The following is a 24,941-nucleotide window of genomic DNA, read 5'->3' as shown; positions in this document are numbered from 1 at the left end:
CGTCACCGCCCCGCTCGTCTGAGCGTCAGCGACACCACATCACACTTTGGCAACAAGGAGTTACGAAATGGCACAACTCGGTTTCATTGGTCTGGGCATCATGGGCGCGCCGATGGCGAAGCATCTGCAAAATGCCGGTCACAAGCTGTTCCTGTATGAGCGCCGCACGCCCCCGCAAGACCTGATCGACGGTCAGGCCACGGTTTGCACGTCGGCCAAGGAAGTCGCCAAACGCGCCGACATCGTCTTCGTGATGGTGCCGGATACCCCTGATGTGGGTGCCGTCCTGTTCGGTCAGGACGGTCTGGCCGAAGGCCTGTCGGCAGGCAAGATCGTCGTGGACATGAGCTCCATCTCGCCGATCGAAACGAAGGAATACGCCAAGAAGGTCAAGGCGCTGGGCTGCGAATACCTCGACGCCCCGGTCTCGGGCGGTGAAGTCGGCGCAAAAGGCGCCACGCTGTCGATCATGGTCGGCGGCTCGCAAGCGGCGTTCGACGATGTGAAGCCGTTCTTCGAATTGATGGGCAAGAACATCACGCTCGTGGGCGAGAGCGGTGCCGGCCAGACCTGCAAGGTCGCCAACCAGATCGTGGTCGCGCTGACGATCGAAGCCGTAGGTGAGGCTTTGCTGTTCGCGTCGAAGGCCGGTGCCGATCCCGCGAAGGTGCGTGAGGCGCTGATGGGCGGCTTCGCATCGTCGCGCATTCTCGAAGTGCACGGCGAGCGCATGGTCAAGCGCAACTTCGAACCGGGCTTCCGCATTGCCCTGCACCAGAAGGATCTGAATCTGGCGCTGCAGAGCGCCAAGGCCCTCGGCGTGTCGCTGCCGAACACGGCCACGTGCCAGGAGCTGTTCAACGCGTGTGCCGCAAACGGCGGCGCCGCGTGGGATCACTCGGGCATGGTGCGCGCGCTGGAAATGCTGGCTAACCATACCGTGGCGTAAAGCATTGACCGCGTAGGGAGCGTCAGGCCATCAGGGAGATGCGGTGGATGACGACGGGCGCCGGGCCGCAAGGTTCGGCGCCTTTTCGTTGAGGGTCGCTTTTTTATGCGCCGGCGCTTGGCTGGTTCAATACTCGTCAAACAAGCTCTGCATGCGCTCGCGCGGCACGCCCGCCTGCAACGCGAGCATCAGCAAGACACGCGCCTTGAACGGATGCAGGTTGCCTGCGCTCACGAAGCCATACTGATCGTCGGGTGCCGCGCCGTTGTGCATGACATGTCCGCTGCCCACCCGCGCGGCGCGCACGACCGTCACACCGCGCTGCACCGCTTCGGCCAGCGCCTGTTGCAGCAATGAATGCAGCGAGCCGTTGCCCGTGCCCGCCACCACGATGCCCTGCACGCCGGCTTCCACCAGGGCGTCGACGGCGATCCGCGACACCCCCGCATAACTCGAGACCACCTCGACAGCCGGCAACTCGCCCGACAGCCCGACGAACTCGCTTTCGACGGTGTGGTACTGCAACGCCGCACGTTGATACGCCACGCGCTCGTCCTGCACCCAGCCAAGCACGCCGATCTCCGGCGAGTGAAACGCATCGACCTTGTAGGTACTCGTCTTGATGACGTCGCGCGCGCAATGAATCTGGTTGTTGATGGCGACCATCACGCCGCGCCCGGCCGAAATCGGGTCGGTGGCCACGCGCACGGCGTTGAGCAGGTTGAGCGGGCCGTCAGCCGAGAGCGCCGTCGCGGGCCGCATCGCCGCGGTCAGCACCACCGGCTTGCGACTGTTGACCGTCAGATGCAGGTAGTACGCCGTTTCTTCAAGCGTATCGGTGCCATGGGTAATCACCGCCCCGGCCACATCGGGCTGCGAGAGCAACGCATTCACGCGCGCGGCCAGCTTCTGCCAAAGCGCCACGCTCATGTCCTTGCTATCGATCTGCGCGACCTGCTCCGCGTGGATATGCGCAACGCTGCCCAGCGCCGGAACCGCCGCGAGCAAGTCCTGGACACCGAGCGCCCCGGCTTGATAAGCGGCGGTACGCGTGGCGTCGGACGCGCTGCCCGCGATCGTGCCACCCGTGGCGAGCAACGCAATGCGCGGCAGATCGCCCGATGACACCGTGTAGTGGGGAATCGGGTTGAATGAGGTCGAAGTCATGGCAGTAATTGTATCCAATACTGCCCGGCTTCCCAATCGCTGAAAATATGGAACCCGCCGCGTTGAACGGGATCGCGGCCGGGTCACGGCCGACGGGCAGCGGCGCGCCCGACAACGCGGGACGACATCAGGCAACGCCCGGCGCCGCTTGAGCAGGCCGCCCATGCGGCCCGGCGCGACGACGCATCAGGCCGCAAATTCAAGCGCTTCGCGCAGTTGCGTCGAGATGTCCTGCTCCTTGAGCGCCGGGGCGAGCATTTCGATGAAGCGGTAAGCATACGAGCGCAGAAACGCCCCGCGGCGAACGCCGATGCGCGTCGTGCTCGGCTCGAACGCGTTGTCGAGTTCCAGCACCACCAGATCCTGGTCCTTGCGCGGATCGACAGCCATCGCCGCCACGATCCCCACCCCCAATCCCAGCTCGACGTATGTCTTGATCACGTCCGTATCGAGCGCGGTGAGCACGATGTCCGGCACCAGACCCTGGTCCGAGAACGCCTTGTCCACGTGCGAGCGCCCCGTGAAGTCGCCGTCATAGGTGATGATTGGATAGTCGGCGATCTCCGCCAGCGTGACGCCCGCTCGCCCGACGAGCGGATGATCCTTCGGCACGACGGCGACGTGATGCCACGAATAGCACGGGAACGTGACGATATCGGGAAAGCGATCGAGCGCCTCGGTCGTGATGCCGATGTCGGCCTCGCCGTCGATCACCATCTGTGCAATCTGACGCGGGCTGCCCTGCCTCAACGCCAGTTGCACCTTTGGGAACACGCTCGTGAATTGCTTGATGACCTGCGGCAGCGCATAGCGCGCCTGCGTGTGGGTCGTCGCCAGCACGAGATGGCCGCTGTCCTGATCCGCGAACTGACGCGCCACACGGCGCAAGTTCTCGGCGTCGAGCAACATGCGCTCGATCAGTTGCAGCACGGCCTTGCCTGGCTCGGTCAGCCCCGTGAGCCGCTTGCCGCGACGCACGAAAACATCCACGCCCAGTTCGTCTTCGAGATCCTTGATCTGCTTGCTCACGCCCGACTGCGACGTGTACAGCGCACTGGCGGCTTCCGTCAGGTTGAGATTCTGCCGAACGGCTTCGCGCACGTAGCGCAATTGCTGAAAATTCATGAGGGGACTCCACCCTGTGGCTTGCCGGTTCATGACGTCTTGTTCATGACGTCTTGTTCGTAAGGTCCTGTACGTGACGTCGTGTTTGCTACGTCGTGTTTGCTACGTCGTGTTTGCTACGTCGTATTTGCTACGTCGTATTTGCTAGGCCTTGTTCGCTACGTCTTGTCCGGTCGTTGGTTAGATCGTCTGTCAGGTCGTTAGGCGTGGCGCCCCCAGGTCGCGTGGACTAGCGCCGTCGTTTTGTCGTGCGGCTCACGCCGGCGCGGCAAACACCCGCAACTGACGCGGCACCGCCCGCATCGGCGCACCACTTTGCGCGCCGAGCGCCTGCCAGCCAGCGCGAGTCAGTTCCGCTTCCCACACCGCCCCTCCCGGCGCGGCAAGTTCCACGCGCACGGTGCCGCCCAGCGGAATGGCGCGGCGCACGGCCACGTCGATCCCCGGCCCACCGTCGTGCGCCGGCAGCAGCGCAAGATCGTGCGGACGCACATACGCCATCACGCGACCGTCCGGCGGCGCAGCGGGCAAATCGTCCTTGTGCACCGTCACGCGAAACGCGCCGGCACCGGCACCGACATCGGCAATGAAGTCGTGCGTGCGCAACTCGCCCGGCAGCCGGTTCACGGCGCCGAGAAACTCATAGACGAACGGGCTGCGCGGCGTGTCGTACACGTCCTGTGGCGCGCCGATCTGTTCGACGCTGCCGCGATTCATCAGCACTATACGGTCGGCCACTTCGAGCGCCTCTTCCTGGTCGTGCGTGACGAAGACCGTGGTGATGTGCAGCTCGTCGTGCAGACGGCGAAGCCAGCTACGCAATTCCTTGCGCACCTTGGCATCGAGCGCCCCGAACGGTTCGTCGAGCAGCAGCACCTTCGGCTCGACGGCCAGTGCACGCGCCAACGCAATGCGCTGACGCTGACCGCCCGAGAGTTCCGCCGGATAGTGATCGGCCAGCCAGTCGAGTTGCACCAGGCCAAGCAGTTCATGCACCTTGGCGCGGATCTGCGCGTCCGTGAGCCGCTCGCGGCGCGACTTCACGCGCAGCCCGAACGCCACATTCTCGAACACGGTCATGTGACGGAAGAGCGCATAGTGCTGAAACACGAAGCCGACCTGACGCTCGCGCGTGCCGACCGTCGCCACGTCCTCGCCGTTGAGCACGACGCGACCGGCGTCGGCGAACTCCAGGCCCGCGACGATACGCAGCAGTGTGGTCTTGCCGCAGCCGGACGGCCCCAGCAGCGCGACCAGTTCGCCTGTCGGGAATTCCAGCGTGACGTCATCGAGCGCCGCAAAATCGCCGAAGCGTTTTGACACCCGTTGTACCTGAATGCTCATGGTCTTGCTCCTCGAATCAATATCGGCTCAGGCCGGCACGACGTCTTCGCGACGCGCTGCCTTGTCCTGCGCCAGCTTGCGCTCAGCCCACAGCTTCAGCGCCAGCGTGGCGAGCGCGAGCATCGCGAGAATCGACGCCGCCGCGAACGCGCCCACCGTGTGGTAGTCGTTGTATTCAATTTCCACGTGCAGCGGCAGCGTGTTCGTCTCGCCGCGAATATGGCCGGAGACGACCGACACGGCACCGAACTCACCCATCGCCCGGGCATTGCAAAGGATCACGCCATACAGCAGGCCCCATTTGATTTTCGGCAGCGTCACGCGCGTGAATATCTGCCACCCGCTGGCCCCCAGCACGCGCGCCGCCTCCTCCTCTTCGCTGCCCTGCGCCTGCATGAGCGGGATCAATTCGCGCGCGACGAATGGGAACGTGACGAACACCGTCGCGAGTATCAGTCCAGGCAGCGCGAACACGACCTTCAGGTTGTGCGCGTCGAGAAAGTCCCACAGCGGCCCCTGACGACCGAAGATCAGCAGGAACGTGATGCCCGCGATCACCGGCGAGACCGAGAACGGCAAGTCGATGAGCGTCGTCAACACGCTCTTGCCCTTGAAGTCGAAACGCGCAATCGCCCACGACGCCGCCACACCGAACACCAGGTTCAGCGGCACGGCAATGACGGCGACCAGCAGCGTGAGACGAAGCGCTGACAGCGCGTCGTCGTTCGTCAACCCGTCCCAATACGCGGGGAAGCCTTTGCCCAGCGCGGTGACGAAGACCGACGCGAGCGGCAAGAGCAGAAACAAAGCGAAGAACAACAGCGCCACGGCAATGAGTGCGCCCTTGACGAACGCCGGCTCGTCGGTCGGATTGACCTGGCGGGCCTGGATCGGTTGCAGCAAGGCGCGCGACAGCGCAAGTGAATCGGACATGAGCGAGACGTTCTCTTGAATCAAGCGCCACTGGCGCGTCGGCCCGCATGGCGGCGTTGCAGCCACCATTGCAGGGTATTGATCAGCAGCAGCAACACGAATGAGATCACCAGCATCACCACAGCCAGTGCCGCGGCGCCCGCATAGTCGTACTGCTCGAGCTTGGTGACGATCAGCAGTGACGAGATTTCCGAGACCATCGGAATGTTGCCGGCAATGAAGATGACCGAGCCGTACTCCCCCACCGCGCGCGCAAACGCCAGCGCAAAACCGGTCAGTAGCGCAGGCAGCACCGCGGGGAGAATGACGTGACGCAGTGTCTGCCAACGTGTTGCGCCCAGACACGCGGCGGCCTCTTCCTGTTCGCATTCAAATTCCTCGAGCACCGGCTGGAGCGTGCGCACAACGAACGGCAATCCGATAAATGTCAGCGCCACGAAGATGCCCAACGGCGTAAACGCGATCTTGAGATCGAGCAGCGCGAACCAGCGTCCGATCCAGCCGTTCGGCGCGTAGATCGAGGCCAGCACGATCCCCGCGACCGACGTCGGCAAGGCAAATGGCAGGTCGATCAGCGCATCGACGAAACGCTTGCCGGGGAATGAGTAGCGCACGAGCACCCACGCCAGCACGACACCGAACACGGCGTTGAGCATGGCCGCCGCGAGCGACAGGCCGAACGTGAGGCGGTATGAGGCCAACACGCGCGGCGAACTCACGGCGGCGATAAAGCTCGCCCAATCGAGCGAGCTGGCCTTGATGAAAACCATCAGCAGCGGCACCAACACCACGAGGCTCAGATAGCCGACCGTGTAGCCCATCGTCAGGCCAAATCCTGGCAAAGCACTCGGCTTGCGCCAGAGCGGAAACAGTACGGTACTCACGCTTGCATCCCTTTGTCTTCTCGGGCCCTGGGGGTCACTTCTTCGTGTAGATCTGGTCGAAGATGCCACCGTCGGCAAAATGCTTGGCCTGCGTTTTCGTCCACCCGCCCAGATCGGCGTCGACCGTGTAGAGCTTGAGCTTCGGATACTGCGAGGCATACTTCCTGGCGATGTCCGGCGAGCGTGGACGATAGAAGTGCTTCGCGGCGATCTCCTGCCCTTGCGGCGAATACAGCCATTGCAGATAGGCTTCAGCGGCTTTGCGAGTTCCGTGCCTGTCGACGTTCTTGTCGACCACGGCGACCGGCGGCTCCGTGAGAATCGACGACGACGGCACGACGATGTCGAACTTGTCCGGACCGAGATCCTTCACCGAGAGCAGCGCCTCGTTTTCCCAGGCGATCAGCACGTCGCCGATGCCGCGCTCGACGAAGGTCGTGGTGGCGCCTCGCGCGCCGGAATCGAGTACCCCCACGTTGCGGTAGAGCGCCGCGACAAAGGCCTGGGCGGTCTGCTCGTTGCCGCCTGGCTGCTTTAGCGCGTAAAGCCATGCAGCGAGGTAATTCCAGCGGGCGCCGGCCGACGTCTTCGGGTTCGGCGTGACCACGCTGATGCCCGGCCTGGTGAGGTCGTTCCAGTCCTTGATGTGTTTGGGGTTGCCCTTGCGCACGAGCAACACGATGGTCGACGTGTATGGCGTGGCGTTATCGGGCAGACGCTTCTGCCAATCTTTGTTCACGAGTCCGGCCTGCGCCAGTTCGTCGATGTCGGCGGAGATGCCGAGCGTCACGACGTCGGCCGGTGCGCCGTCGAGTACCGTACGGGCCTGCTTGCCCGAGCCGCCATGCGAGGCCTTGAGCGTCACCGTGTCGCCCGTGGTCTGCCTGTAGTGCGCCTCGAATGCCTTGTTGTAGTCGGCATATAGCTCACGCGTCGGGTCATACGACACGTTGAGCAGGGAAAAACTCGCGGCGCGCGCCTGAAGCGACAGCCCGGCAGTCAGTGCCAGCCCTCCCAGTGCGATCGCCAGCGCCCTGGCTTTTCCCCCCCGTATCACTTGGCCCATGACTTGCGCTCCCTCGTGTTTTTTCGTGTGTAGGAGGCCAGTCTATGGGGACAGCTAAATACTTAAAAATAATATTTATACGATTGTTTATATCAAATCATGGATTAGCCCGCTCATACCGACGCCGGTTTGATCCCGCGGGGGTCCCACGACGCGGGCGTGGGACAGACACATCCTGCAGGAGAGGAAGTTTTCCCTTGCGTTTTTACAAACACTGTACAAAAATACAGCCACCTGTGCTTCCATACAGTGATGCCATGATCAAACTTACTGCTCGTCAACAGCAGGTCTACGAACTGGTCCGACAAGCGATCGAGCGCACCGGCTTTCCGCCGACGCGCGCCGAGATCGCCGCCGAACTCGGCTTCTCTTCCGCCAACGCCGCGGAGGAGCACCTGCGGGCGCTGGCGCGCAAAGGGGTGATCGAACTGGCCGCAGGCCAATCGCGCGGCATCCGCCTCAAGCGGCTCGACGAAGCGGGCGGCATGCATCAGTTCACCTTGCCGCATATGGGCCTGATGCAACTGTCGCTGCCGCTCGTCGGGCGCGTTGCCGCAGGTAGCCCGATCCTGGCGCAGGAACATATCGAACGCAACTTTCAGTGCGACCCGAACATGTTCGCGCGCCAGCCCGATTACCTGCTGAAGGTGCGCGGTATGTCCATGCGAGACGCGGGCATTCTCGACGGCGATCTGTTGGCGGTACAGAAAGCCGCCGACGCGCGAGAGGGCCAGATTGTCGTGGCACGCATTGGCGACGATGTGACCGTCAAACGTTTTCACCGTGTGCCCGGCGGCGTCGAGTTGATCGCCGAAAACCCCGACTTCGAGAACATCGATGTCAATGAAGGCAGCGGTGACTTTGCGCTGGAAGGGATTGCGGTCGGCCTGATCCGCAACAACGACCTCTAGACGCAGACCTGGGTACTGCGCCGCGTCTCGATCACGCAGCAGCCCACTCACTGAAGTTTCGCATTTCCGACTGCGCCGGGCTGGGTCCGGCGCCCGTGCCCTGCTGCGCCCGCGATTTGTGAAGGTCGTGGCAGGACGCGCCCCTCAGACCCACATTGGAGGAAGGATCGCATCATGGCTCGACTCTTTGGTTTGCTGCGTACGTCTTTTGGTCAACCGCGCGTCCGCGTGCCGTCGCAGGCGCGTCTGTCTGCGGTGTACGGGCTGTCGGCCCTGTCCGGCCCGTTTGCCGCCGCCCCGGCCATCGCACGCTCGTACACCGTGCCTGCGCGCTCGCGCTCCACGGCCCTGCCCCGTACACTCGCCGCTGCCATGGCGTCGGCCTCGCGTCGCGCGTGCCCGACCGGAAAAGCGGTCAAGGCGTCGCGCAGCGTGCGAGACGTTCAGCAACGCGACACGCAAGGTGGGCACGAGGTGCGCGTGTATCGCGACATGTCGCACATCGTGATGGTCGGCAGCATCGCCGACATCTGCCGCAAACTCGATCTGGCCGTTGGCGATCAGTTCTGTCAGGCTGCGGTATAAGCCCTCGGGCCACCGCGACCCTCCATGGCGCGACGGACTTATCGCCCGAGTTCGCGCAGTGGATGGTCCGCGCCATGCCGATCGCCATCGAAGAATCGCGCGATGTCGGCGGGCGTGACCGCTTCGATGCTACCGTGCTGCCAGCGCGGCGCATGATCCTTGTCGACGACCATTGCGCGAATGCCTTCAACACCCTCCGCCCCGGTACGGCCGTCGAGATTGAAGACACAGCGCATCATCAGCCACTCCTCGCGCAACTCGTCCGCGAGTGACAGCTTGCGTGCGCGGCGCACCTGTTCCAGCGTGACGCAAACCATCAGCGGCGAGCGCTTGGCACGCAACAGATCTTCCGTCTCTTGCGCCCAGCCGGAGAACTCGCAGCGGGCTTCCCGCTTGAGCGACGCCAGGATGGCCGGCAGATCCGGCAGGCCGAAGTGATGGTCGATCACGTCGCGCAGCGGCGCAAGCTTGCCCGGGGCCAGTCCGGCAGGCGGCACGCTTTGCCGGGCGAACGCGCGCGCCGCGTCGAGTACCGCATCACTGTCCGGCCAATCGCCGCTCGCCAGCCGTTCACAGAGCACCGGTAATTCGGTACGCGGCACCACGGCGTCGGCCAGACCGATTTCGCATGCGTCAACGGCACCGAACACCACGCCCGTCGTGCCAAGGTACTCGCCAAGATGACCGGCAAGATTCGCGAGAAAGTGCCCGCCGCCCACATCGGGAAACAGTCCGATGGCCGTCTCGGGCATTGCCATGCGCGTGGCTTCCGTGACCAGGCGCAACGCCGCCCCCTGCGAGACGCCCATGCCGCCGCCCATCACCACGCCGTCCATCAGCGCGATATAGGGCTTCGGGTAGGTGGCGATCGTGTAGTTCAGCGTGTACTCGTCCGTGAAGAAATCCATGATGTCGGTGCGCCTCGCGCTCACCGCCTCGTGGAAATAGCGAATGTCGCCGCCCGCGCACAAACCCTTCTCCCCCTCGCCCCGTAGGACGACGGCGAGCACGCGCGGATCGTCGCGCCATGCATCGAGGGTCGAGGCCATCGCACGAATCATGTCGTGCGAGAGCGCATTGAGCGCCTTCGGGCGGGTCAGGGTGATAAAGCCGATGCGGCCGCGGATGTCGGTACTCACAAAGTCGGTCATGTCTGGCAATGGCTTCAGTGACGTCAACGAAAGGGATAACAAAAAAGCCGGTGCGAGGCACCGGCTTTCTTTCCAACAGACTGGCATCGGCGCGTAGCAGAAGTTTCTCCGCTACGCCACGACACCCTCGCCGGCTTTACTTCTCTTCACGCGATGCGCGCTTGCGCTCGTGTTCCTTGAGGTAGCGCTTGCGCAGGCGAATCGTCTGCGGCGTGACTTCGACCAGTTCGTCGTCGTCGATGAATTCCACGGCGTACTCGAGGCTCATCGAGATCGGCGGCACCAGGCGCACGGCTTCGTCGGTGCCCGACGCGCGCACGTTCGTGAGCTGCTTCCCCTTGATCGGGTTGACCACGAGGTCGTTGTCACGGCTATGGATACCGATGATCATGCCTTCGTACAGGGCGTCACCCGGCGACACGAACATGCGGCCGCGATCTTGCAGCTTCCACAGCGCGTAGGCCACGGCAGCGCCGTCGTCCTGCGAGATCAGAACGCCATTGCGACGCTCGCCCAGCGTGCCATCCTTGAGCGGTGCGTAAGCATCGAAAATGTGGCTCATCAGGCCCGTGCCGCGGGTCATCGACAGGAAGTCGCCCTGGAAGCCGATCAAGCCACGCGCCGGAATGCGGTATTCAAGACGCGTACGGCCGCGACCGTCCGACACCATGTCCAGCATTTCGCCCTTGCGGCGGCCGATTTCTTCCATGACCGCGCCCTGGTGATCGTCTTCCAGGTCGATGGTCAGCATTTCGTACGGCTCATGCTTCACGCCGTCGATTTCCTTGAGCACCACGCGCGGACGCGACACGGCCAGTTCGTAGCCTTCGCGACGCATGTTCTCGATGAGAATCGTCAGGTGCAGTTCGCCACGGCCGGACACTTCGAAGACGGAATCTTCGGCGGTGTCTTTCACGCGCAGCGCTACGTTGTGATTGAGTTCCTTGTGCAGACGGTCGCGAATTTGACGGCTCGTCACGAACTTGCCTTCACGGCCGGCCAGCGGCGACGTGTTCACGCAGAAGTTCATGGTCAGCGTCGGCTCGTCTACCGTCAGCAGCGGCAAGGCTTCCGGCGTGTCGACGTCGCAAATCGTTGCGCCGATACCCACGTCTTCAATCCCGTTGATCAGCACGATGTCGCCGGCTTCCGCGCCGTCCGACATCACACGCTCCAGACCGCGGAACGTCAGCACCTGATTGATCTTGCGCTTGAGCACTTCGCCTTCCGGACCAAAGCGCATCACCACTTGCTGACCCGGCTTGATGCGACCGCGCGTAATACGGCCAATACCGATACGGCCAACGAACGTCGAGTAGTCGAGCGAGCTGATCTGCAGTTGCAGCGGGGCGTCGACATCGGCTTCGCGGACCGGCACGTGTTCGAGAATCGCGTCGAACAGCGGGCGCATCGTGCCTTCGCGCACATCGGAGTCGAGGCTCGCGAAACCGTTCAGGGCCGACGCGTAGACGACCGGGAAGTCGAGCTGCTCGTCGGTGGCACCCAGCTTGTCCATCAGGTCGAACGTCTGGTTGATCACCCAATCCGGACGCGCGCCCGGACGGTCGATCTTGTTGACCACGACGATCGGCTTCAGACCGAGGCCGAGGGCCTTGCGGGTCACGAAGCGCGTTTGCGGCATCGGGCCTTCGACGGCGTCGACGAGCAACAGCACACTGTCGACCATCGAAAGCACACGCTCCACTTCACCGCCGAAGTCCGCGTGTCCCGGCGTGTCGACGATGTTGATGTGCGTGCCTTCGTATTCGACGGCGCAGTTTTTGGCGAGGATCGTGATGCCGCGCTCTTTTTCAATGTCGTTCGAGTCCATCACGCGTTCAGCGACTTGCTGGTTTTCGCGGAAGGTGCCCGACTGGCGCAGCAGTTGGTCGACGAGCGTGGTTTTGCCGTGGTCGACGTGCGCGATGATGGCGATATTACGGAGAGCGCGGGTCATGAAGAGGTGCTCGAAAAAAGCCTTTGGAGAATCCGCGATTCTACCACTTGCGCGTGTCTTACGTCATGGTCTTTCTGCAATGCAGCAACGGCCCCTGCGCGGGAACGTCGACGGCGTCGCATTCGCCGAGATGCCCCCCCCTGCCATACCCCCTCGCCCCCCCCCCACGCCACACATGCATTTAGAACGTTGGTTCCAATTTTTATCGAAATATTTGCCTAGTCAACTATTGCATGGCCTTGAAATTTATTAAGTAACCGCTATAATCGTGACAAGTCAACTATTGCAGCAGCACGAAAATGATCGATCCGTCCGCTTCCTCTTCCGATGCCGCGCCGACGTCGCCGCCGGATGCCCCCCAGAGCGATCCTCCGCGCTGCGCCTACGACATCGACAACTCGCTGGGGTATCTTGTCTCCCGCGTGCGCCAGTTGATCCTGGCAGAGCTGACCAACGAAACGTCGCAATACGGCTTGACGAGCACCCAGGCGACCATGCTTTACAAGGTGGCCACGGGCAAGAGCAAGACGGCGGCCGATCTGGCTCGCGACTACTGTATCGACGCGAGTGCGGTGACGCGTCTTCTCGACCGGCTTGAAGCGCAAGGCTTGCTCGTGCGCGAGCGCAGCAAGATGGATCGCCGCACGGTGAACCTGAGTGCGACCGAAGCCGGATACGCCATGGCCGACCGGATGCCGGACATCTTCGTGCGTGCCGCCGATCATCTGATGCGCGGGTTCTCCGTAGAGGAAGTGGGTTTCCTGAAGAGCCTGCTGCGCCGCGTGATCGCCAACGGCGAAACCGGATGACAACGACGGCCCCCAGATTCCCCCAAAAAAGCATGTCGAGTCCACTACTCCTGGTACTCGCCATCACCCGGTTTCCGATTATTGTCGGTGCCTAACGTCACTCGTAAAGGCTTTGCGATGAAAGTGGCCTCACCGTTCCTCCCGCATCTGCGGGCCCGCTCCATCATTTCCGCCGTCTGTCTGGCGGCGATGACACTGGGGTTTGCCGGTTGCGCGAATTTTGCCGGCATCCACAGCGACAAGCAGATCAGTACCCCCGATCAGTATCAGACCCAGCGCAGCCTGCCCGCCGAGGGCGGCCAGTGGCCCGGCACGGATTGGGCACAGCGGTTCGGCGATCCGCAACTCGTCTCGCTGATCGACGAAGCGCTCGCCGGCAACCCCGATCTGGCCATGGCGGTCGCTCGTCTGAAGGGTGCGCAGGCGCAGACCGAAGGCGCCGCGGCCGCGCTGCTTCCGGCAGTCAATGCCTCGGGCAGCATCTATCGCGAGAAATTCACCGAAAACACGATCTACCCGCCGGGCTATGGTGGCACGTGGTTCACGCAGGGCGACTTGACGGCCTCGTTGTCGTGGGAACTCGACCTGTGGGGCAAGAACCGCTCGGCACGGGCACAAGCCACGTCGGCCGAACGCGCCGAAGAAGCCGAAGACCAGGAAGTGCGACTGGCGCTGGCCACCGCCGTGGCGCGTTCGTATAACCAGCTCGCCCAGCAATATGCACAGCATGACGTGCTCGATCGCATCGGCAAGCAACGCCAACGCCTCGGGCAACTGACGTCAGACCGTGTGCGGGCCGGTCTCGACACGCAAGTCGAGCAGAAGCAGGCCGAGAGCAACACCGCCGACATTCAGACGCAAATCGCCCAACTCGACGGCCAGATCCTGCTCACCCGCCATCAACTTGGCGTGTTGCTCGGCAAGGGGCCGGATCGCGGTCTGGCCATTGCGCGTCCGACGCTCGCGCAACTGGCGACACCCGCCCTGCCCGACAACCTGCCGCTCACGCTGCTCGGCCGTCGCCCCGATATCGTCTCGGCCCGCTGGGGCGTGGAAGCGCAGCTCAAGGGGATCGACGTCGCGAAGGCTCGCTTCTATCCGGACGTGAACCTGAACGCCGCCTTTGGCTTTTCCACCTTCGGACTGGGCAAGCTGATCGATCCGACCAGCCAGAACATCCAGTACGGTCCGGTCATTTCGCTGCCGATCTTCGATGGCGGGCGCCTGCGCGCCAACTTGAAGGGGCAGTACGCGGCCTATGAAAGCGCGGTGGCGAACTACGACTCGACGCTGAACAAGGCGCTCGGCGACATCGCGGATCGCATGTCGTCGATCCGCTCGGCGGACAAGCAAATGGTCTCGCAACGTGTGGCGCAAGACGCCGCGCAACGCGCCTACGACCTGGCCATCGACCGTTACAAGGCCGGTCTCACGCCGCAGTTGACCGTGCTCGCCGCCGAGTCGTCGCTGCTGGCGCAGGAACAGGCGCGCGTGAATATCGAAAGTGCGCGCCGCGACCAGCAGATCGGCTTGATCAAGGCGCTCGGCGGTGGCTTCGACGCCCAGGCGGCGGGTCTCGTCGTGGGGCAGGAACGCCCCGCCAAGGCCGAAGGCGACGCGGTGCAGACGCACTGAGCGGGCGCCGCACATCACACAGAACAGACAAGACAACGTCAAAGCACATTAAGAGATTAGTACGGAGCGAATGATGAGCGAGAACCAACAACAAACGCCTGCCCAGCCGGCTCAGGCCAATGGCAAGCGCCGCCGCATGATGCTGACGCTAACGGCCGTGATCGCGATCGCGGCCATCGCCTACGGCGCCTATTACGGGCTGTATGCGCGCTTCTATGAAGACACCGACGACGCTTATGTCGCGGGCAATGTGGTGCAAATCACTCCGCAGGTGCCGGGGACCGTGACCGGCGTGAAGGTCGACGACACGCAAATGGTCAAGGCAGGCCAGCCGCTGGTCACGCTCGACCCGACCGATGCCCGCGTCGCCCTGCTGCAAGCCGAGGCCAATCTGGCGCAAACCGTGCGTCAGGTGCGCACGTACTTCGTGAACAACGACGCCTATGCCGCCACCGTGGCCATGCGCGAATCCGAATTGGCCAAGACGCAGGCCGACGTGAAGCGCCGTGAAATGGCGATTGCGACGGGTGCCGTGTCGCGCGAAGAACTCGCCCACGCCCAGGACGCCGTGAAGACCGCACAGGCGTCACTCGAGCAAGCCCGCGCGCAGTGGGTGTCGAACCGGGCGCTGACGGACAAGACGTCGGTGACCACCCATCCGAACGTGCAGCAAGCCGCCGCCAAGGTACGCGCCGCGTATCTCGACTACGCCCGCACGTCGATCCCGGCGCCGGTCGACGGCTACGTGGCCAAGCGTTCCGTGCAAGTGGGTCAGCGCGTGGCGACGGGCGCGCCGCTCATGGCGCTGGTGCCGCTCAATCAAGTCTGGGTCGATGCCAACTTCAAGGAAGTGCAGATCGCGCATATGCGCGTCGGCCAACCGGTGACGCTCACGGCGGACGTGTACGGCTCGTCGGTGGAATACAAGGGCACCGTGGCGGGCTTCTCGGCAGGCACGGGCAGCGCGTTCTCGCTGCTGCCGGCACAAAACGCGACAGGCAACTGGATCAAGGTCGTGCAGCGTTTGCCGGTGCGTATCGCACTCGACCCGAAGCAGTTGCAGCAACATCCGCTGCGTGTCGGCCTGTCGATGCAGGTCAAGGTGGACGTGCGCAATACGGACGGCAAGGAACTGGGTGAAGCGCCGGCGCTGCCGGTGTACGCCACCGATGTGTACGACAAGGTGGGTCATGACGCCGACGACATCGTCGCCAAGATCATCACCGAAAACGCCGGTGCCGCGGCTGCCTCAGGCGCAAACGGCGCCAGCGACACGCGCAACCAGCCGGCTCGCGCACGCCCCCTGTAAAGCGGAGGGGGGTGGCCCCCACCCCCTTTGACATCTCATGGCAACTCAAAACGCTCCTGGCCCCCTGACGGGGAGCCAGTTGGTATTCGGCACCATCGCGTTGTCGCTCGCCACGTTCATGAACGTGCTCGACACCTCGATTGCCAACGTATCGATTCCCGCCATCTCCGGCGACCTTGGCGTCTCGTCGAGTCAGGGGACGTGGGTGATTACGTCGTTCGCCGTGGCCAACGCCATCTCGGTGCCACTCACAGGCTGGCTGACCGAGCGCTTCGGCGCGGTGCGGCTGTTCATTTCGTCGATCCTGCTGTTCGTGCTGGCATCGTGGCTGTGCGGCATGGCGCCCACGCTCGAATTCCTGCTGGCGGCCCGTGTGTTGCAAGGTGCGGTGGCCGGTCCGATGATCCCGCTCTCGCAATCGCTGCTGCTCTCCAGCTATCCGAGCGCGAAGAGTTCGATGGCGCTCGCGCTATGGGGCATGACGACGCTGGTCGCCCCCGTGATGGGCCCGATTCTCGGCGGCTGGATCTCGGACAACTACCATTGGCCCTGGATCTTCTATATCAACATCCCGGTCGGCATTGGCGCCGCTTACGCCACTTGGCTGATCTATGCCAAGCGTGAAACGCCCACGCAACGCAAGCCGATCGATACCGTCGGGCTGGCCTTGCTCGTGTTGTGGGTCGGGTCGCTGCAAGTGATGCTGGACAAAGGCAAGGAACTCGACTGGTTCAATTCGTCGACGATTGTCGTGCTGGCGCTGGTGGCGTTGGTGTCGTTCTGTTTCTTCGTCATCTGGGAAATTACCGAGGAACATCCGGTGGTCGATCTGACACTCTTCAAGCGGATCAACTTTACGGGTGGCGTGGTGGCGATCTCGGTGGGTTACGGCCTGTTCTTCGGGAACCTGGTGATTCTGCCGCAGTGGCTGCAGATCCATCTCGGCTATACCGCGACGGAGGCCGGCCTGGTGCTGGCACCGGTGGGCCTGTTCGCCATCCTGCTCTCGCCAGTGATCGGTAAAACGCTGCCCAAGCTCGATGCCCGTTGGGTCGTGACCGTCTCGTTCCTGCTGTTCGCGCTGGTGTTCCTCATGCGTTCGCACTTCAATACGCTCGTCGATACGCGCACGCTGATGATTCCGACGTTCCTGCAGGGCGTGCCGATGTCGATGTTCTTCATCCCGCTCACTGCGATCATCCTGTCAGGGTTGCCGCCGAGTCGCATTCCGGCGGCGGCGGGGCTGTCCAACTTCGTGCGGATCACGTGCGGTGCGGTGGGCACGTCGATTGCGACGACCATGTGGGAGAACCGGATCACGCTGCACCATGCGCAGTTGACGGAGCATTTGACGCCCTACAACCCGACGTACAACGCGTCCGTGCAGACCCTGAATCAACTCGGCATGAGCACACCCCAGGCCAACGGTTACATCGACCGGCTGGTCACGCAGCAATCGGCGATGCTCGGCGCGAACGATATTTTCTGGATCTCGGCGCTGCTGTTCGTGCTGATGATCTCGATGGTATGGATCACGCGGCCGATGAAGGGGGGCGGCGGTGCCGACGCCGCGGCCGGCGCGCATTGAAGCGAAGTCTTCCCCAGTGTCTGGCCCTGCCCTGTGCAGCCGGACACCTCTCGAACCCCGCTGACGTTAGCGGGGTTTTTTTTGGCCACGCCGACGATGCGCGCAACGCATAACAGTGAGGTTGATTCGCGACGCGGGTCGGCAACGACCACGCAATCGAAGTATGATGGCGCACTGCCCGACGCGATACCGGAATACCGCACGACGCTCGGGAATGTCACGTCCCCAGCCAAAACCAACATCATGACGACCCCGCAGAACCCGAACGAACGCTCAGAAGTCACTTTCCGTTTTCTGGCCGAGCCGGCCGCCGTCAATTTCGGCGGCAAGGTGCATGGGGGCTCGCTGATGAAATGGATCGACGAAGTGGCGTATGCCTGCGCAGCCACCTGGTCGGGTCGCTATTGCGTAACGGTCAGTGTCGGCAACATCCGCTTCCGCCGTCCGATTCTGGTGGGCAATCTGGTGGAACTGCGTGCGCGTATCGTGGCCACCGGACGCACCAGCATGCACATCCATGTCTCGGTGCACGCAGGCGATCCCAAGTGGGGCGAGCTGCGTCAGACGACCGATTGCCTGATGGTGTTCGTCGCCGTCGATGAGAGCAATCACCCGGTCGGCATTCCGTCGTTCGAACCGAAAACAGACGAGCAGAAAGCGTTGGCCAAGTACGCGATGGACGTCAAGGCAGCGCTGGACGCCATCGTGGAACTCAAGCCGGAGAACGTCGCCCACTGATGGCGACGGCGGTCGCTCGACCGCTGAAAGGCGCGAGGGGTGCCCCTCGGGAACCGATGAGGCCCGCGAGCATGCGCCTCTTCGCAACATCGGCTGACCGCGACTGAACGGCGCCGACTGCGCTTGCTGCGATGACTTTGCTTACTGGGTCTTCAACAGCCGTTGCGGTGTGAGCAGCGCCTCGCCATCGAGTCGCGCAACGCCGAGCAACCGCACGGCGGCGTCGCCATCGGCTTCGGCATACACCTTCACCTCGATCGCCTCGGACGCCCCGGCGCACGCGCGCAGCGCCTGAGGACAGCGCGCCTCGTCCAGACGCAGACGTTGTCCGTGGCTGAACCGCCTGGCGAGCGTTTCGTCGAGCCAGATCGTCGGCAGCGTCTTGAGCAACGCATCGACCGGTGCCAGCCTCTGCACACGTTGCGCGTGATCGAGCGCCCCCAAATCTTCCAGCGTCACCGCGCCGTCGAGCGTGAGCGGACCGACGGCCGTGCGGCGCAGCGCGCGCAAATGCGCGCCGCAGCCCAGCGCCTCACCGATATCTTCGGCCAACGTCCGCACGTACGTGCCTTTGCTGCAAGTCACGCGAAACGAGAACTCGGCGACGGCCGGCAACGCGCACGCTGTCATCTCCAACGCGAGAATCGTGACCGCGCGCGCTTCGCGCTCAAGGGTCTGCCCCGCGCGCGCATATTCGTACAACGGCTTGCCGTCTCGCTTGAGCGCCGAATACATCGGCGGGACCTGCGAGATCGGCCCCGTGAAGCGGGGCAGCACTGCGCGAATCGCCGCTTCGTCCACCGTCACAGGGCGCGTTTGCAACACCTCGCCCTCGGCGTCGCCGGTGGTCGTGGTCTCGCCAAGCCGCACCAGCGCTTCATAGGTCTTGTCGGCTTCGAGCAAGTCCTGCGAGAACTTCGTCGCCTCGCCGAAACAAAGCGGCAACAGACCGGTCGCCAACGGATCGAGCGTGCCGGTATGCCCCGCCTTCAACGCCTGCAGCAATCGCTTGGCCCGGATCAACGCGTCGTTGGACGACATGCCCAGCGGCTTGTCCAGGAGCAACACGCCATCGAGCGCGAAACGGGGAAGTTTTTGGCGGGGTGCCTGCGAACGCGGGTCCGTCATGATGCGCAGAGTGCTTGAGAGAGTCTTGTGGGATACAACCCCTGGCACTCATGGCAAGTGCAAAGGTCGTGCCATACCGCCGGGCCGGCCCATCGGGCCGCCCGGCAAGGGGCATCGTCAATCGACGGACTTGCCGTCGTCTTCCTTGTCGCTGGGCGCGTCTTCGTCGACGACGCCGTCGCTCGCTTCGTCTCTCGCTCGCGTCGCGTTAGCCGTATCGATCAGTCGCGACATTTCGATCGCACGTTCGATCGACTGGTCGAAGTGGAAATGCAACGTCGGCACCGTGTGGATGTGCAACCGCTTGAACAGCAGATTGCGCAGGTAGCCCGCGGCCTCGTTGAGCGCCTCGCCGGTCGCCTTCGGCTCACCGGTCAGCGTCGTGAAAAATACCTTTGCATGCGCATAGTCGGGCGTCACTTCCACGCTTTGCAGCGTCACCAGACCAATACGCGGGTCCTTCACTTCGCGCTGTATCAACTCCGACAGATCGCGCTGGATCTGATCGTTGATGCGAAGGTTTCGACCCGGAACGCCACGTTTCTTTGCCATAACATACTCGCTAGTAATGCAATGGCCCACGCCACCGGTTTCCCGGTCTGGTGGGCCATTCCACATTCATTGTGCAAATCGCGTTACAGCGAGCGCGCAACTTCCGTGATTTCGAACGCTTCCAGTTGGTCGCCTTCCGTGATGTCGTTGAAATTCTTCACCGACAGACCGCACTCGAAGCCGGACTTGACTTCCTTTACGTCATCCTTGAAGCGCTTGAGCGAATCCAGCTCGCCCGTGAAGATGACAACATTGTCGCGCAACACACGCACATGCGACGAACGCTTGACGAAGCCGTCCAGGACCATACAGCCGGCCACCGTGCCGATCTTCGGCACACGGAACGTCTGACGCACTTCGACCGTACCGGTGATCTCTTCCTTCTTTTCCGGCGACAGCATGCCCGACATCGCCGCCTTCACTTCATCCACAGCATCATAGATGATGTTGTAGTAGCGAATATCGATACCGTTCGACTCGGCCAGCTTGCGTGCCAGCGCATCGGCGCGCGTGTTGAAGCCGATGATGACTGCCTTCGACGCCGTCGCCAGGTTGACGTCGCTTTCGCTGATGCCACCCACGGCAGCGTGCACGATCTGCACACGCACTTCCGGCGTCGAGAGCTTGTTGAGCGACTGCGCCAACGCTTCCTGCGAACCCTGCACGTCGGCCTTGATGATGAGCGGCAGCGACTTGACTTCGCCTTCGGCCATCTGCTCGAAAATGTTCTCGAGCTTCGCGGCCTGCTGCTTGGCCAACTTCACGTCGCGGAACTTGCCCTGACGGAACAGCGCGATTTCACGCGCCTTGCGTTCGTCCTGGACCACGAGCACTTCTTCACCCGCGCCCGGCACTTCCGACAGACCCTGAATTTCCACCGGGATCGACGGACCCGCTTCCTTCGCGTTCTTGCCGGTTTCGTCCAGCATCGCACGCACACGGCCATAGGCCTGACCGGCCAGCACCATGTCGCCACGACGCAGCGTGCCCGACTGCACCAGAATCGTCGCCACCGGACCCTTACCCTTGTCCAGCTTCGCTTCGATCACGATACCCTTGGCCGCGGCTTCCGCCGGCGCCTTCAGCTCCAGGACTTCGGCCTGCAGCAGCACGTTCTCGAGCAGATCGTCGATGCCCGCACCCGTCTTCGCCGACACCGGCACGAACGGCGATTCGCCGCCGTATTCTTCCGGCACCACGCCCTCGGCCACGAGTTCCTGCTTCACGCGGTCCAGGTTCGCATCCGGCTTGTCGATCTTGTTGATCGCGACCACGATCGGCACGCCGGCGGCCTTGGCGTGCGCAATGGCTTCCTTCGTCTGCGGCATCACGCCATCGTCCGCCGCGACCACGAGAATCACGATGTCCGTGGCCTGCGCACCGCGAGCCCGCATGGCCGTAAAGGCTTCGTGACCCGGCGTGTCGAGGAACGTCACCGTACCGCGCGGCGTATCGACGTGATAAGCACCGATGTGTTGCGTAATACCGCCGGCTTCGCCCGCCGCCACCTTGGCGCGACGGATGTAGTCCAGCAGCGAGGTCTTGCCGTGGTCGACGTGACCCATCACCGTCACCACCGGCGGACGCGGCAGCGCTTCGCCTTCCGTCGCATCGTTGCCCAGTGCCAGCAGCGTTTCCGGATCGTCCAGCTTTGCGGCGATCGCGCGGTGGCCAAGCTCCTCCACCACGATCATGGCCGTTTCCTGATCGAGCACCTGGTTGATGGTCACCATCTGGCCCATCTTCATCATCAGCTTGATGACTTCCGAGGCCTTCACCGACATCCGGTGCGCCAGATCGCCCACGCTGATCGTTTCCGGTACGTGAACATCACGCACGACCGGCTCGGTCGGGGCCTGGAACGACGAACGATCATCCTGCGAATGACGGTCGCCACGACGGCCGCCACGGCCACCGCCACGCCAACCATCCGAACCACCGCTCGTGTCGCCGCGCGTCTTCATGCCGCCGCGCTTGTTGCGGTTATCGGCATCCTTCTGCCAGGCGCCCGGCTTCTTGTCCTTCTTGTCGGCGGCACCCGCGGTCGTCGAGGCCGGGGCGGCTGCCGCCGGCTTCTTGTCCGCCGGCTTGGCCGACGCGGCACCTTCCGGCTTGGCCGGCTTGTGCAGGGTACCCTTCGCTTCCGGCTTGGCTGCAGCCGCCGGCGCGGCAGGTGCCGGCTCCGGCGCCTTGAGCACGCGACGCGGCGCGTTCAGCATTTCGCGAATGGCACGCGCTTCGGCTTCTGCCGCCGCACGGCGCTTGCGAATCGCTTCCTCTTCGGCACGAGCCTTGTCGGCCGCCGCGCTCGCCTTCTCGGCGGCCGCGCGCGCTTCCTCGCTGGCCTTGCGGGCCTGCTCGCGTTCGGCTTCGGCCTTGGCCGCTGCCGCCTTCTCGGCTTGCTCGGCCTTTTCGGCGTCGGCCTTGGACACCTTCTCGGCTTCGACGTCGACCTGGGCCTCCGCCTTCGCTTCGGCCTTCGCCTTCTGTTCGTCGGCCGCCTTGGCCGCCGCGGCGCGCTCCGCTTCCTCGCGCGCACGGCGCTCGGCGGCTTCCTTCTCTTCGCGCTCGCGACGCTCGGCTTCCTCGCGCTCCAGTTGTTCCTGGCGCAGCTTGAGCTCAGCCGCTTCCGCCGCCAGACGCTCCGCTTCGCGACGCGCGTCTTCTTCACGCTGGCGCAGGGCTTCGTCTTCGGCGGCAGCCGCCGCGCTCTCCGCGCCTTCCGCGACGTCGTCACGCTTGACGAAGGTGCGCTTCTTGCGCACTTCCACCTGAATCGTGCGCGCCTTACCGGTCGCGTCGGCTTGCTTGATTTCCGAGGTCTGGCGACGCGTCAGAGTAATCTTCTTTTTGTCGCCGTCGCCGGCGCCGTGCGAACGGCGCAGGTGCTCCAGCAGACGGGCCTTGTCGGCTTCCGTCAGGGAATCGTCGGCGCTGAGTTTTTCCACGCCGGCGGCTTTGAGTTGCTCCAGCAACACGCCGGCCGGCATTTTGAGTTCTGCAGCAAATTGGGCTACGTTGATGCTCGCCATTCAAACCTCTTCAAGCAAGGCCAGGCGCCTTGCGGTTAACTTCAAAGTTCACTGTTCCATATACATGCCAGGGCAGGTCATCATTGGAACCAGTGCTCTCGCGCTTTCATGATCAGGGCTTTCGCGGCTTCCTCGTCGACGCCGGTCATCTCGGTCAGTTCGTCGACGGCCAGCTCGGCCAGATCATCGCGCGTCTGAATTTCGTGCTCGGCCAGTTGGGCCAGCAACTCAGGCGACATACCGTCGAGGCTCTTGAGATCGAGCGCAACGCCCTCGACTTTCTCCTCGGTGGCAATCGCCTGTGTCAGCAGGGCGTCGCGCGCACGATTGCGCAGTTCATGCACCGTGTCCTCGTCGAACGCTTCGATCTCGAGCATTTCGTTCAAAGGCACGTAGGCGATCTCTTCCAGGCTCGAGAAACCTTCCTCGATCAGAATGTCCGCCATTTCTTCGTCCACATCGAGACGCTGCATGAACAGCGAGCGCAACGTGCCACGCTCCTCGTTCTGCTTCTCGGCCGACTCGTCCGGCGTCATGATGTTGATCTGCCAACCGGTCAGATCCGATGCGAGTCGCACGTTCTGACCGCTGCGACCGATCGCCACCGCCAGTTCGTTCTCGTCGACGACGACGTCCATGCTGTGCTTTTCTTCGTCCACGACGATCGACTGCACCGACGCCGGCGCAAGCGCGCCGATCACGAATTGCGCGGGGTCTTCCGACCACAGCACGATGTCGACGTTCTCGCCGCCAAGCTCGTTACGCACCGCCTGCACGCGCGTGCCGCGAATGCCCACGCAGGTGCCGATCGGATCGATACGCTTGTCATACGCCACCACGGCGATCTTGGCGCGCACACCCGGATCGCGAGCGGCCGACTTGATCTCCAGCAGACCTTGCTCGATTTCCGGCACTTCCATGCCGAACAGTTCGATCAGGAATTCCGGCGCCGTGCGCGAGAGCTCGATCTGCGGGCCGCGCGCCGTGCGGTCGACCTTCGCGATGTACGCGCGGACACGGTCGCCGATACGCAGATTTTCCTTCGGGATCAGTTGATCGCGACGCAGCAGCGCTTCGACACGCCCCGACTCGACGACCAGGTTGCCCTTGTCGAGACGCTTGACCGCACCGGTCATGATCTTCTCGCCGCGATCCAGGAAGTCCGTGAGGATCTGTTCGCGCTCGGCATCGCGGATGCGCTGCAGAATCACCTGCTTGGCCGCCTGCGCACCGATACGACCGAATTCGACCGACTCCACGGGTTCTTCCACGAACTCGCCGATCTCGATGGACGGGTCGTCTTCCTTGGCTTCGAACTCCAGAACCTGCTTGTCCGGCTCTTGCAGGCCCGCCTCGTCCGGCACCACGACCCAGCGACGGAAGCTCTCGTGCTCCCCCGACTCGCGGTCGATATGTACGCGAATGTCGACGTCCTCGGCATAGCGCTTCTTGGTGGCCGAGGCCAATGCTGCTTCAAGCGCGGCGAACACGACGTCCTTGTCGACGTTCTTTTCGCGCGCGAGCGCATCGACCAACAGCAATACTTCGCGACTCATCGTTTGCGACTCCTAAAATCAATCTGCGGCACTAGGCGCGCACGGTCAATATCCGCGAGGGTGAAGTCGAGCAGCGCCGGGCCGCCCTTGCCTTCGAACTCCAGGCTCAAGTTCTCACCTTGCGGCGCCTGCAGGATGCCGCGAAACTGCTTGCGACCTTCCAGCGGCACACGCAACGTAAGACTCACTTCCGCACCGGCAAAACGCTCGAAGTCACGCAGCTTGCGCAGCGGACGATCCAGCCCCGGTGACGACACTTCGAGTCGGTCGTAATTGACGTTCTCGACCATCAGGACATGCGAGAGCTGACGGCTCACCGTCTCGCAGTCATCGATCGCGATGCCTTCCGGCTTGTCGATGTACACGCGCAGCAAACCGCCGCCGGCGCGTTCAATATCGACCAGCTCGTAACCCAGGCCTTCGACCGTGGTCTCGATCAGTTCTGGCAATTGCAACTTTGCTCACCCTAGAAAAACTCGCGCGCATTAGCGGCGCCCGACAGGTCTGCGCGCCCCGCATGGG

21 protein-coding genes are annotated in these 24,941 nt (G+C 63.4%); 8 read left to right on the top strand and 13 right to left on the bottom strand.

Annotation, left to right across the window (positions count from 1 at the left end; all coding sequences use genetic code 11):
- Positions 1–67: 67 nt before the first annotated feature.
- Positions 68–949, top strand: coding sequence for a 2-hydroxy-3-oxopropionate reductase (glxR, locus tag OYT13_RS09805; RefSeq protein ID WP_017232294.1), 882 nt, complete (start codon positions 68–70; stop codon positions 947–949).
- Between the two features lie 126 nt (positions 950–1,075).
- Here glxR and OYT13_RS09800 read toward each other — a convergent pair whose 3' ends face one another.
- The 6 genes from OYT13_RS09800 to OYT13_RS09775 form a co-directional block, all read right to left on the bottom strand.
- The gene (locus OYT13_RS09800) at positions 1,076–2,116 is read right to left on the bottom strand and encodes an asparaginase (RefSeq protein ID WP_017232295.1); all 1,041 of its coding nucleotides are present in this window, start codon (positions 2,114–2,116) and stop codon (positions 1,076–1,078) included.
- 186 nt (positions 2,117–2,302) lie between these two features.
- Positions 2,303–3,241, bottom strand: coding sequence for a CysB family HTH-type transcriptional regulator (locus OYT13_RS09795; protein WP_017232296.1), 939 nt, complete (start codon positions 3,239–3,241; stop codon positions 2,303–2,305).
- Positions 3,242–3,496: 255 nt separating this feature from the next.
- On the bottom strand, positions 3,497–4,585 hold the full coding sequence (locus OYT13_RS09790; protein ID WP_268567642.1) for a sulfate/molybdate ABC transporter ATP-binding protein: 1,089 nt from the start codon (positions 4,583–4,585) through the stop codon (positions 3,497–3,499).
- A gap of 27 nt (positions 4,586–4,612) precedes the next feature.
- Entirely contained in the window at positions 4,613–5,518 is a 906-nt protein-coding gene (cysW, locus tag OYT13_RS09785) for a sulfate ABC transporter permease subunit CysW (RefSeq protein WP_261938706.1), read from the bottom strand.
- 20 nt (positions 5,519–5,538) lie between these two features.
- Positions 5,539–6,339: a sulfate ABC transporter permease subunit CysT gene (gene cysT / locus OYT13_RS09780; RefSeq protein ID WP_442796486.1), complete on the bottom strand. Its 801-nt coding sequence runs from the start codon at positions 6,337–6,339 to the stop codon at positions 5,539–5,541.
- Positions 6,340–6,436: 97 nt separating this feature from the next.
- On the bottom strand, positions 6,437–7,468 hold the full coding sequence (locus OYT13_RS09775) for a sulfate ABC transporter substrate-binding protein (protein WP_268567640.1): 1,032 nt from the start codon (positions 7,466–7,468) through the stop codon (positions 6,437–6,439).
- 257 nt (positions 7,469–7,725) lie between these two features.
- Between OYT13_RS09775 and lexA the strand changes: the two genes are divergently transcribed.
- On the top strand, positions 7,726–8,379 hold the full coding sequence (lexA, locus tag OYT13_RS09770) for a transcriptional repressor LexA (RefSeq protein WP_017232301.1): 654 nt from the start codon (positions 7,726–7,728) through the stop codon (positions 8,377–8,379).
- Between the two features lie 174 nt (positions 8,380–8,553).
- Positions 8,554–8,964, top strand: a complete 411-nt coding sequence (locus OYT13_RS09765) for a hypothetical protein (protein ID WP_017232302.1) — start codon at positions 8,554–8,556, stop codon at positions 8,962–8,964.
- A gap of 38 nt (positions 8,965–9,002) precedes the next feature.
- On the opposite strand, the gene OYT13_RS09760 is transcribed toward OYT13_RS09765, so the two are convergent.
- Entirely contained in the window at positions 9,003–10,115 is a 1,113-nt protein-coding gene (locus OYT13_RS09760; RefSeq protein ID WP_268567639.1) for an enoyl-CoA hydratase/isomerase family protein, read from the bottom strand.
- 136 nt (positions 10,116–10,251) lie between these two features.
- On the bottom strand, positions 10,252–12,072 hold the full coding sequence (gene typA, locus OYT13_RS09755) for a translational GTPase TypA (protein WP_017232304.1): 1,821 nt from the start codon (positions 12,070–12,072) through the stop codon (positions 10,252–10,254).
- A gap of 299 nt (positions 12,073–12,371) precedes the next feature.
- On the opposite strand from typA, the gene OYT13_RS09750 reads away from it, so the two are divergent.
- The 5 genes from OYT13_RS09750 to OYT13_RS09730 all read left to right on the top strand — a co-directional run bounded on the left by OYT13_RS09750 (position 12,372) and on the right by OYT13_RS09730 (position 18,151).
- Positions 12,372–12,881 carry a MarR family winged helix-turn-helix transcriptional regulator gene (locus OYT13_RS09750; protein ID WP_261938710.1) on the top strand — a complete coding sequence of 170 codons (510 nt, stop codon included), beginning with the start codon at positions 12,372–12,374 and terminating at the stop codon, positions 12,879–12,881.
- 117 nt (positions 12,882–12,998) lie between these two features.
- Entirely contained in the window at positions 12,999–14,516 is a 1,518-nt protein-coding gene (locus OYT13_RS09745; protein WP_017232306.1) for an efflux transporter outer membrane subunit, read from the top strand.
- 73 nt (positions 14,517–14,589) lie between these two features.
- Positions 14,590–15,825 (top strand): HlyD family secretion protein, encoded by a 1,236-nt coding sequence (locus OYT13_RS09740; RefSeq protein ID WP_130025737.1) that lies wholly within the window; start codon positions 14,590–14,592, stop codon positions 15,823–15,825.
- Positions 15,826–15,862: 37 nt separating this feature from the next.
- Entirely contained in the window at positions 15,863–17,413 is a 1,551-nt protein-coding gene (locus OYT13_RS09735; protein WP_026131667.1) for a DHA2 family efflux MFS transporter permease subunit, read from the top strand.
- Positions 17,414–17,656: 243 nt separating this feature from the next.
- Positions 17,657–18,151 (top strand): acyl-CoA thioesterase, encoded by a 495-nt coding sequence (locus OYT13_RS09730; RefSeq protein ID WP_130025735.1) that lies wholly within the window; start codon positions 17,657–17,659, stop codon positions 18,149–18,151.
- 141 nt (positions 18,152–18,292) lie between these two features.
- Here the strand turns inward: OYT13_RS09730 and truB are convergent, their stop codons facing one another.
- The 5 genes from truB to rimP form a co-directional block, all read right to left on the bottom strand.
- Positions 18,293–19,279 (bottom strand): tRNA pseudouridine(55) synthase TruB, encoded by a 987-nt coding sequence (gene truB / locus OYT13_RS09725; protein WP_268567638.1) that lies wholly within the window; start codon positions 19,277–19,279, stop codon positions 18,293–18,295.
- 117 nt (positions 19,280–19,396) lie between these two features.
- Positions 19,397–19,831, bottom strand: a complete 435-nt coding sequence (rbfA, locus tag OYT13_RS09720; protein WP_268567637.1) for a 30S ribosome-binding factor RbfA — start codon at positions 19,829–19,831, stop codon at positions 19,397–19,399.
- A gap of 83 nt (positions 19,832–19,914) precedes the next feature.
- Entirely contained in the window at positions 19,915–22,863 is a 2,949-nt protein-coding gene (gene infB / locus OYT13_RS09715) for a translation initiation factor IF-2 (protein ID WP_150563587.1), read from the bottom strand.
- An 80-nt stretch (positions 22,864–22,943) separates the two neighbouring features.
- Positions 22,944–24,419, bottom strand: coding sequence for a transcription termination factor NusA (gene nusA / locus OYT13_RS09710; RefSeq protein WP_017231556.1), 1,476 nt, complete (start codon positions 24,417–24,419; stop codon positions 22,944–22,946).
- Positions 24,416–24,874, bottom strand: a complete 459-nt coding sequence (rimP, locus tag OYT13_RS09705; protein WP_017231557.1) for a ribosome maturation factor RimP — start codon at positions 24,872–24,874, stop codon at positions 24,416–24,418. Before rimP ends, nusA begins: the two co-directional genes overlap by 4 nt.
- Positions 24,875–24,941 lie beyond the last annotated feature (67 nt).

The sequence above is a fragment of the Pandoraea sp. XJJ-1 genome, assembly GCF_026802345.1.
Taxonomy (GTDB): domain Bacteria; phylum Pseudomonadota; class Gammaproteobacteria; order Burkholderiales; family Burkholderiaceae; genus Pandoraea; species Pandoraea cepalis.
Note: the sequence above shows the minus strand (reverse complement) of the source record. Positions and strands in the feature narration are given on the sequence as shown.

Bases quoted from the DNA above. Each gene is read 5' to 3' on its own strand.
- OYT13_RS09740 (WP_130025737.1), top strand. From the start codon at position 14,590: ATGAGCGAGAACCAACAACAAACGCCTGCCCAGCCGGCTCAGGCCAAT.
- rbfA (WP_268567637.1), bottom strand. From the start codon at position 19,831: ATGGCAAAGAAACGTGGCGTTCCGGGTCGAAACCTTCGCATCAACGAT.
- truB (WP_268567638.1), bottom strand. From the start codon at position 19,279: ATGACGGACCCGCGTTCGCAGGCACCCCGCCAAAAACTTCCCCGTTTC.
- OYT13_RS09775 (WP_268567640.1), bottom strand. From the start codon at position 7,468: ATGGGCCAAGTGATACGGGGGGGAAAAGCCAGGGCGCTGGCGATCGCA.
- infB (WP_150563587.1), bottom strand. From the start codon at position 22,863: ATGGCGAGCATCAACGTAGCCCAATTTGCTGCAGAACTCAAAATGCCG.
- cysW (WP_261938706.1), bottom strand. From the start codon at position 5,518: ATGTCCGATTCACTTGCGCTGTCGCGCGCCTTGCTGCAACCGATCCAG.
- OYT13_RS09800 (WP_017232295.1), bottom strand. From the start codon at position 2,116: ATGACTTCGACCTCATTCAACCCGATTCCCCACTACACGGTGTCATCG.
- OYT13_RS09760 (WP_268567639.1), bottom strand. From the start codon at position 10,115: ATGACCGACTTTGTGAGTACCGACATCCGCGGCCGCATCGGCTTTATC.
- nusA (WP_017231556.1), bottom strand. From the start codon at position 24,419: ATGAGTCGCGAAGTATTGCTGTTGGTCGATGCGCTCGCGCGCGAAAAG.
- OYT13_RS09790 (WP_268567642.1), bottom strand. From the start codon at position 4,585: ATGAGCATTCAGGTACAACGGGTGTCAAAACGCTTCGGCGATTTTGCG.
- OYT13_RS09730 (WP_130025735.1), top strand. From the start codon at position 17,657: ATGACGACCCCGCAGAACCCGAACGAACGCTCAGAAGTCACTTTCCGT.
- OYT13_RS09795 (WP_017232296.1), bottom strand. From the start codon at position 3,241: ATGAATTTTCAGCAATTGCGCTACGTGCGCGAAGCCGTTCGGCAGAAT.
- OYT13_RS09765 (WP_017232302.1), top strand. From the start codon at position 8,554: ATGGCTCGACTCTTTGGTTTGCTGCGTACGTCTTTTGGTCAACCGCGC.
- lexA (WP_017232301.1), top strand. From the start codon at position 7,726: ATGATCAAACTTACTGCTCGTCAACAGCAGGTCTACGAACTGGTCCGA.
- OYT13_RS09750 (WP_261938710.1), top strand. From the start codon at position 12,372: ATGATCGATCCGTCCGCTTCCTCTTCCGATGCCGCGCCGACGTCGCCG.
- OYT13_RS09745 (WP_017232306.1), top strand. From the start codon at position 12,999: ATGAAAGTGGCCTCACCGTTCCTCCCGCATCTGCGGGCCCGCTCCATC.
- typA (WP_017232304.1), bottom strand. From the start codon at position 12,072: ATGACCCGCGCTCTCCGTAATATCGCCATCATCGCGCACGTCGACCAC.
- cysT (WP_442796486.1), bottom strand. From the start codon at position 6,339: ATGGGCTACACGGTCGGCTATCTGAGCCTCGTGGTGTTGGTGCCGCTG.
- glxR (WP_017232294.1), top strand. From the start codon at position 68: ATGGCACAACTCGGTTTCATTGGTCTGGGCATCATGGGCGCGCCGATG.
- OYT13_RS09735 (WP_026131667.1), top strand. From the start codon at position 15,863: ATGGCAACTCAAAACGCTCCTGGCCCCCTGACGGGGAGCCAGTTGGTA.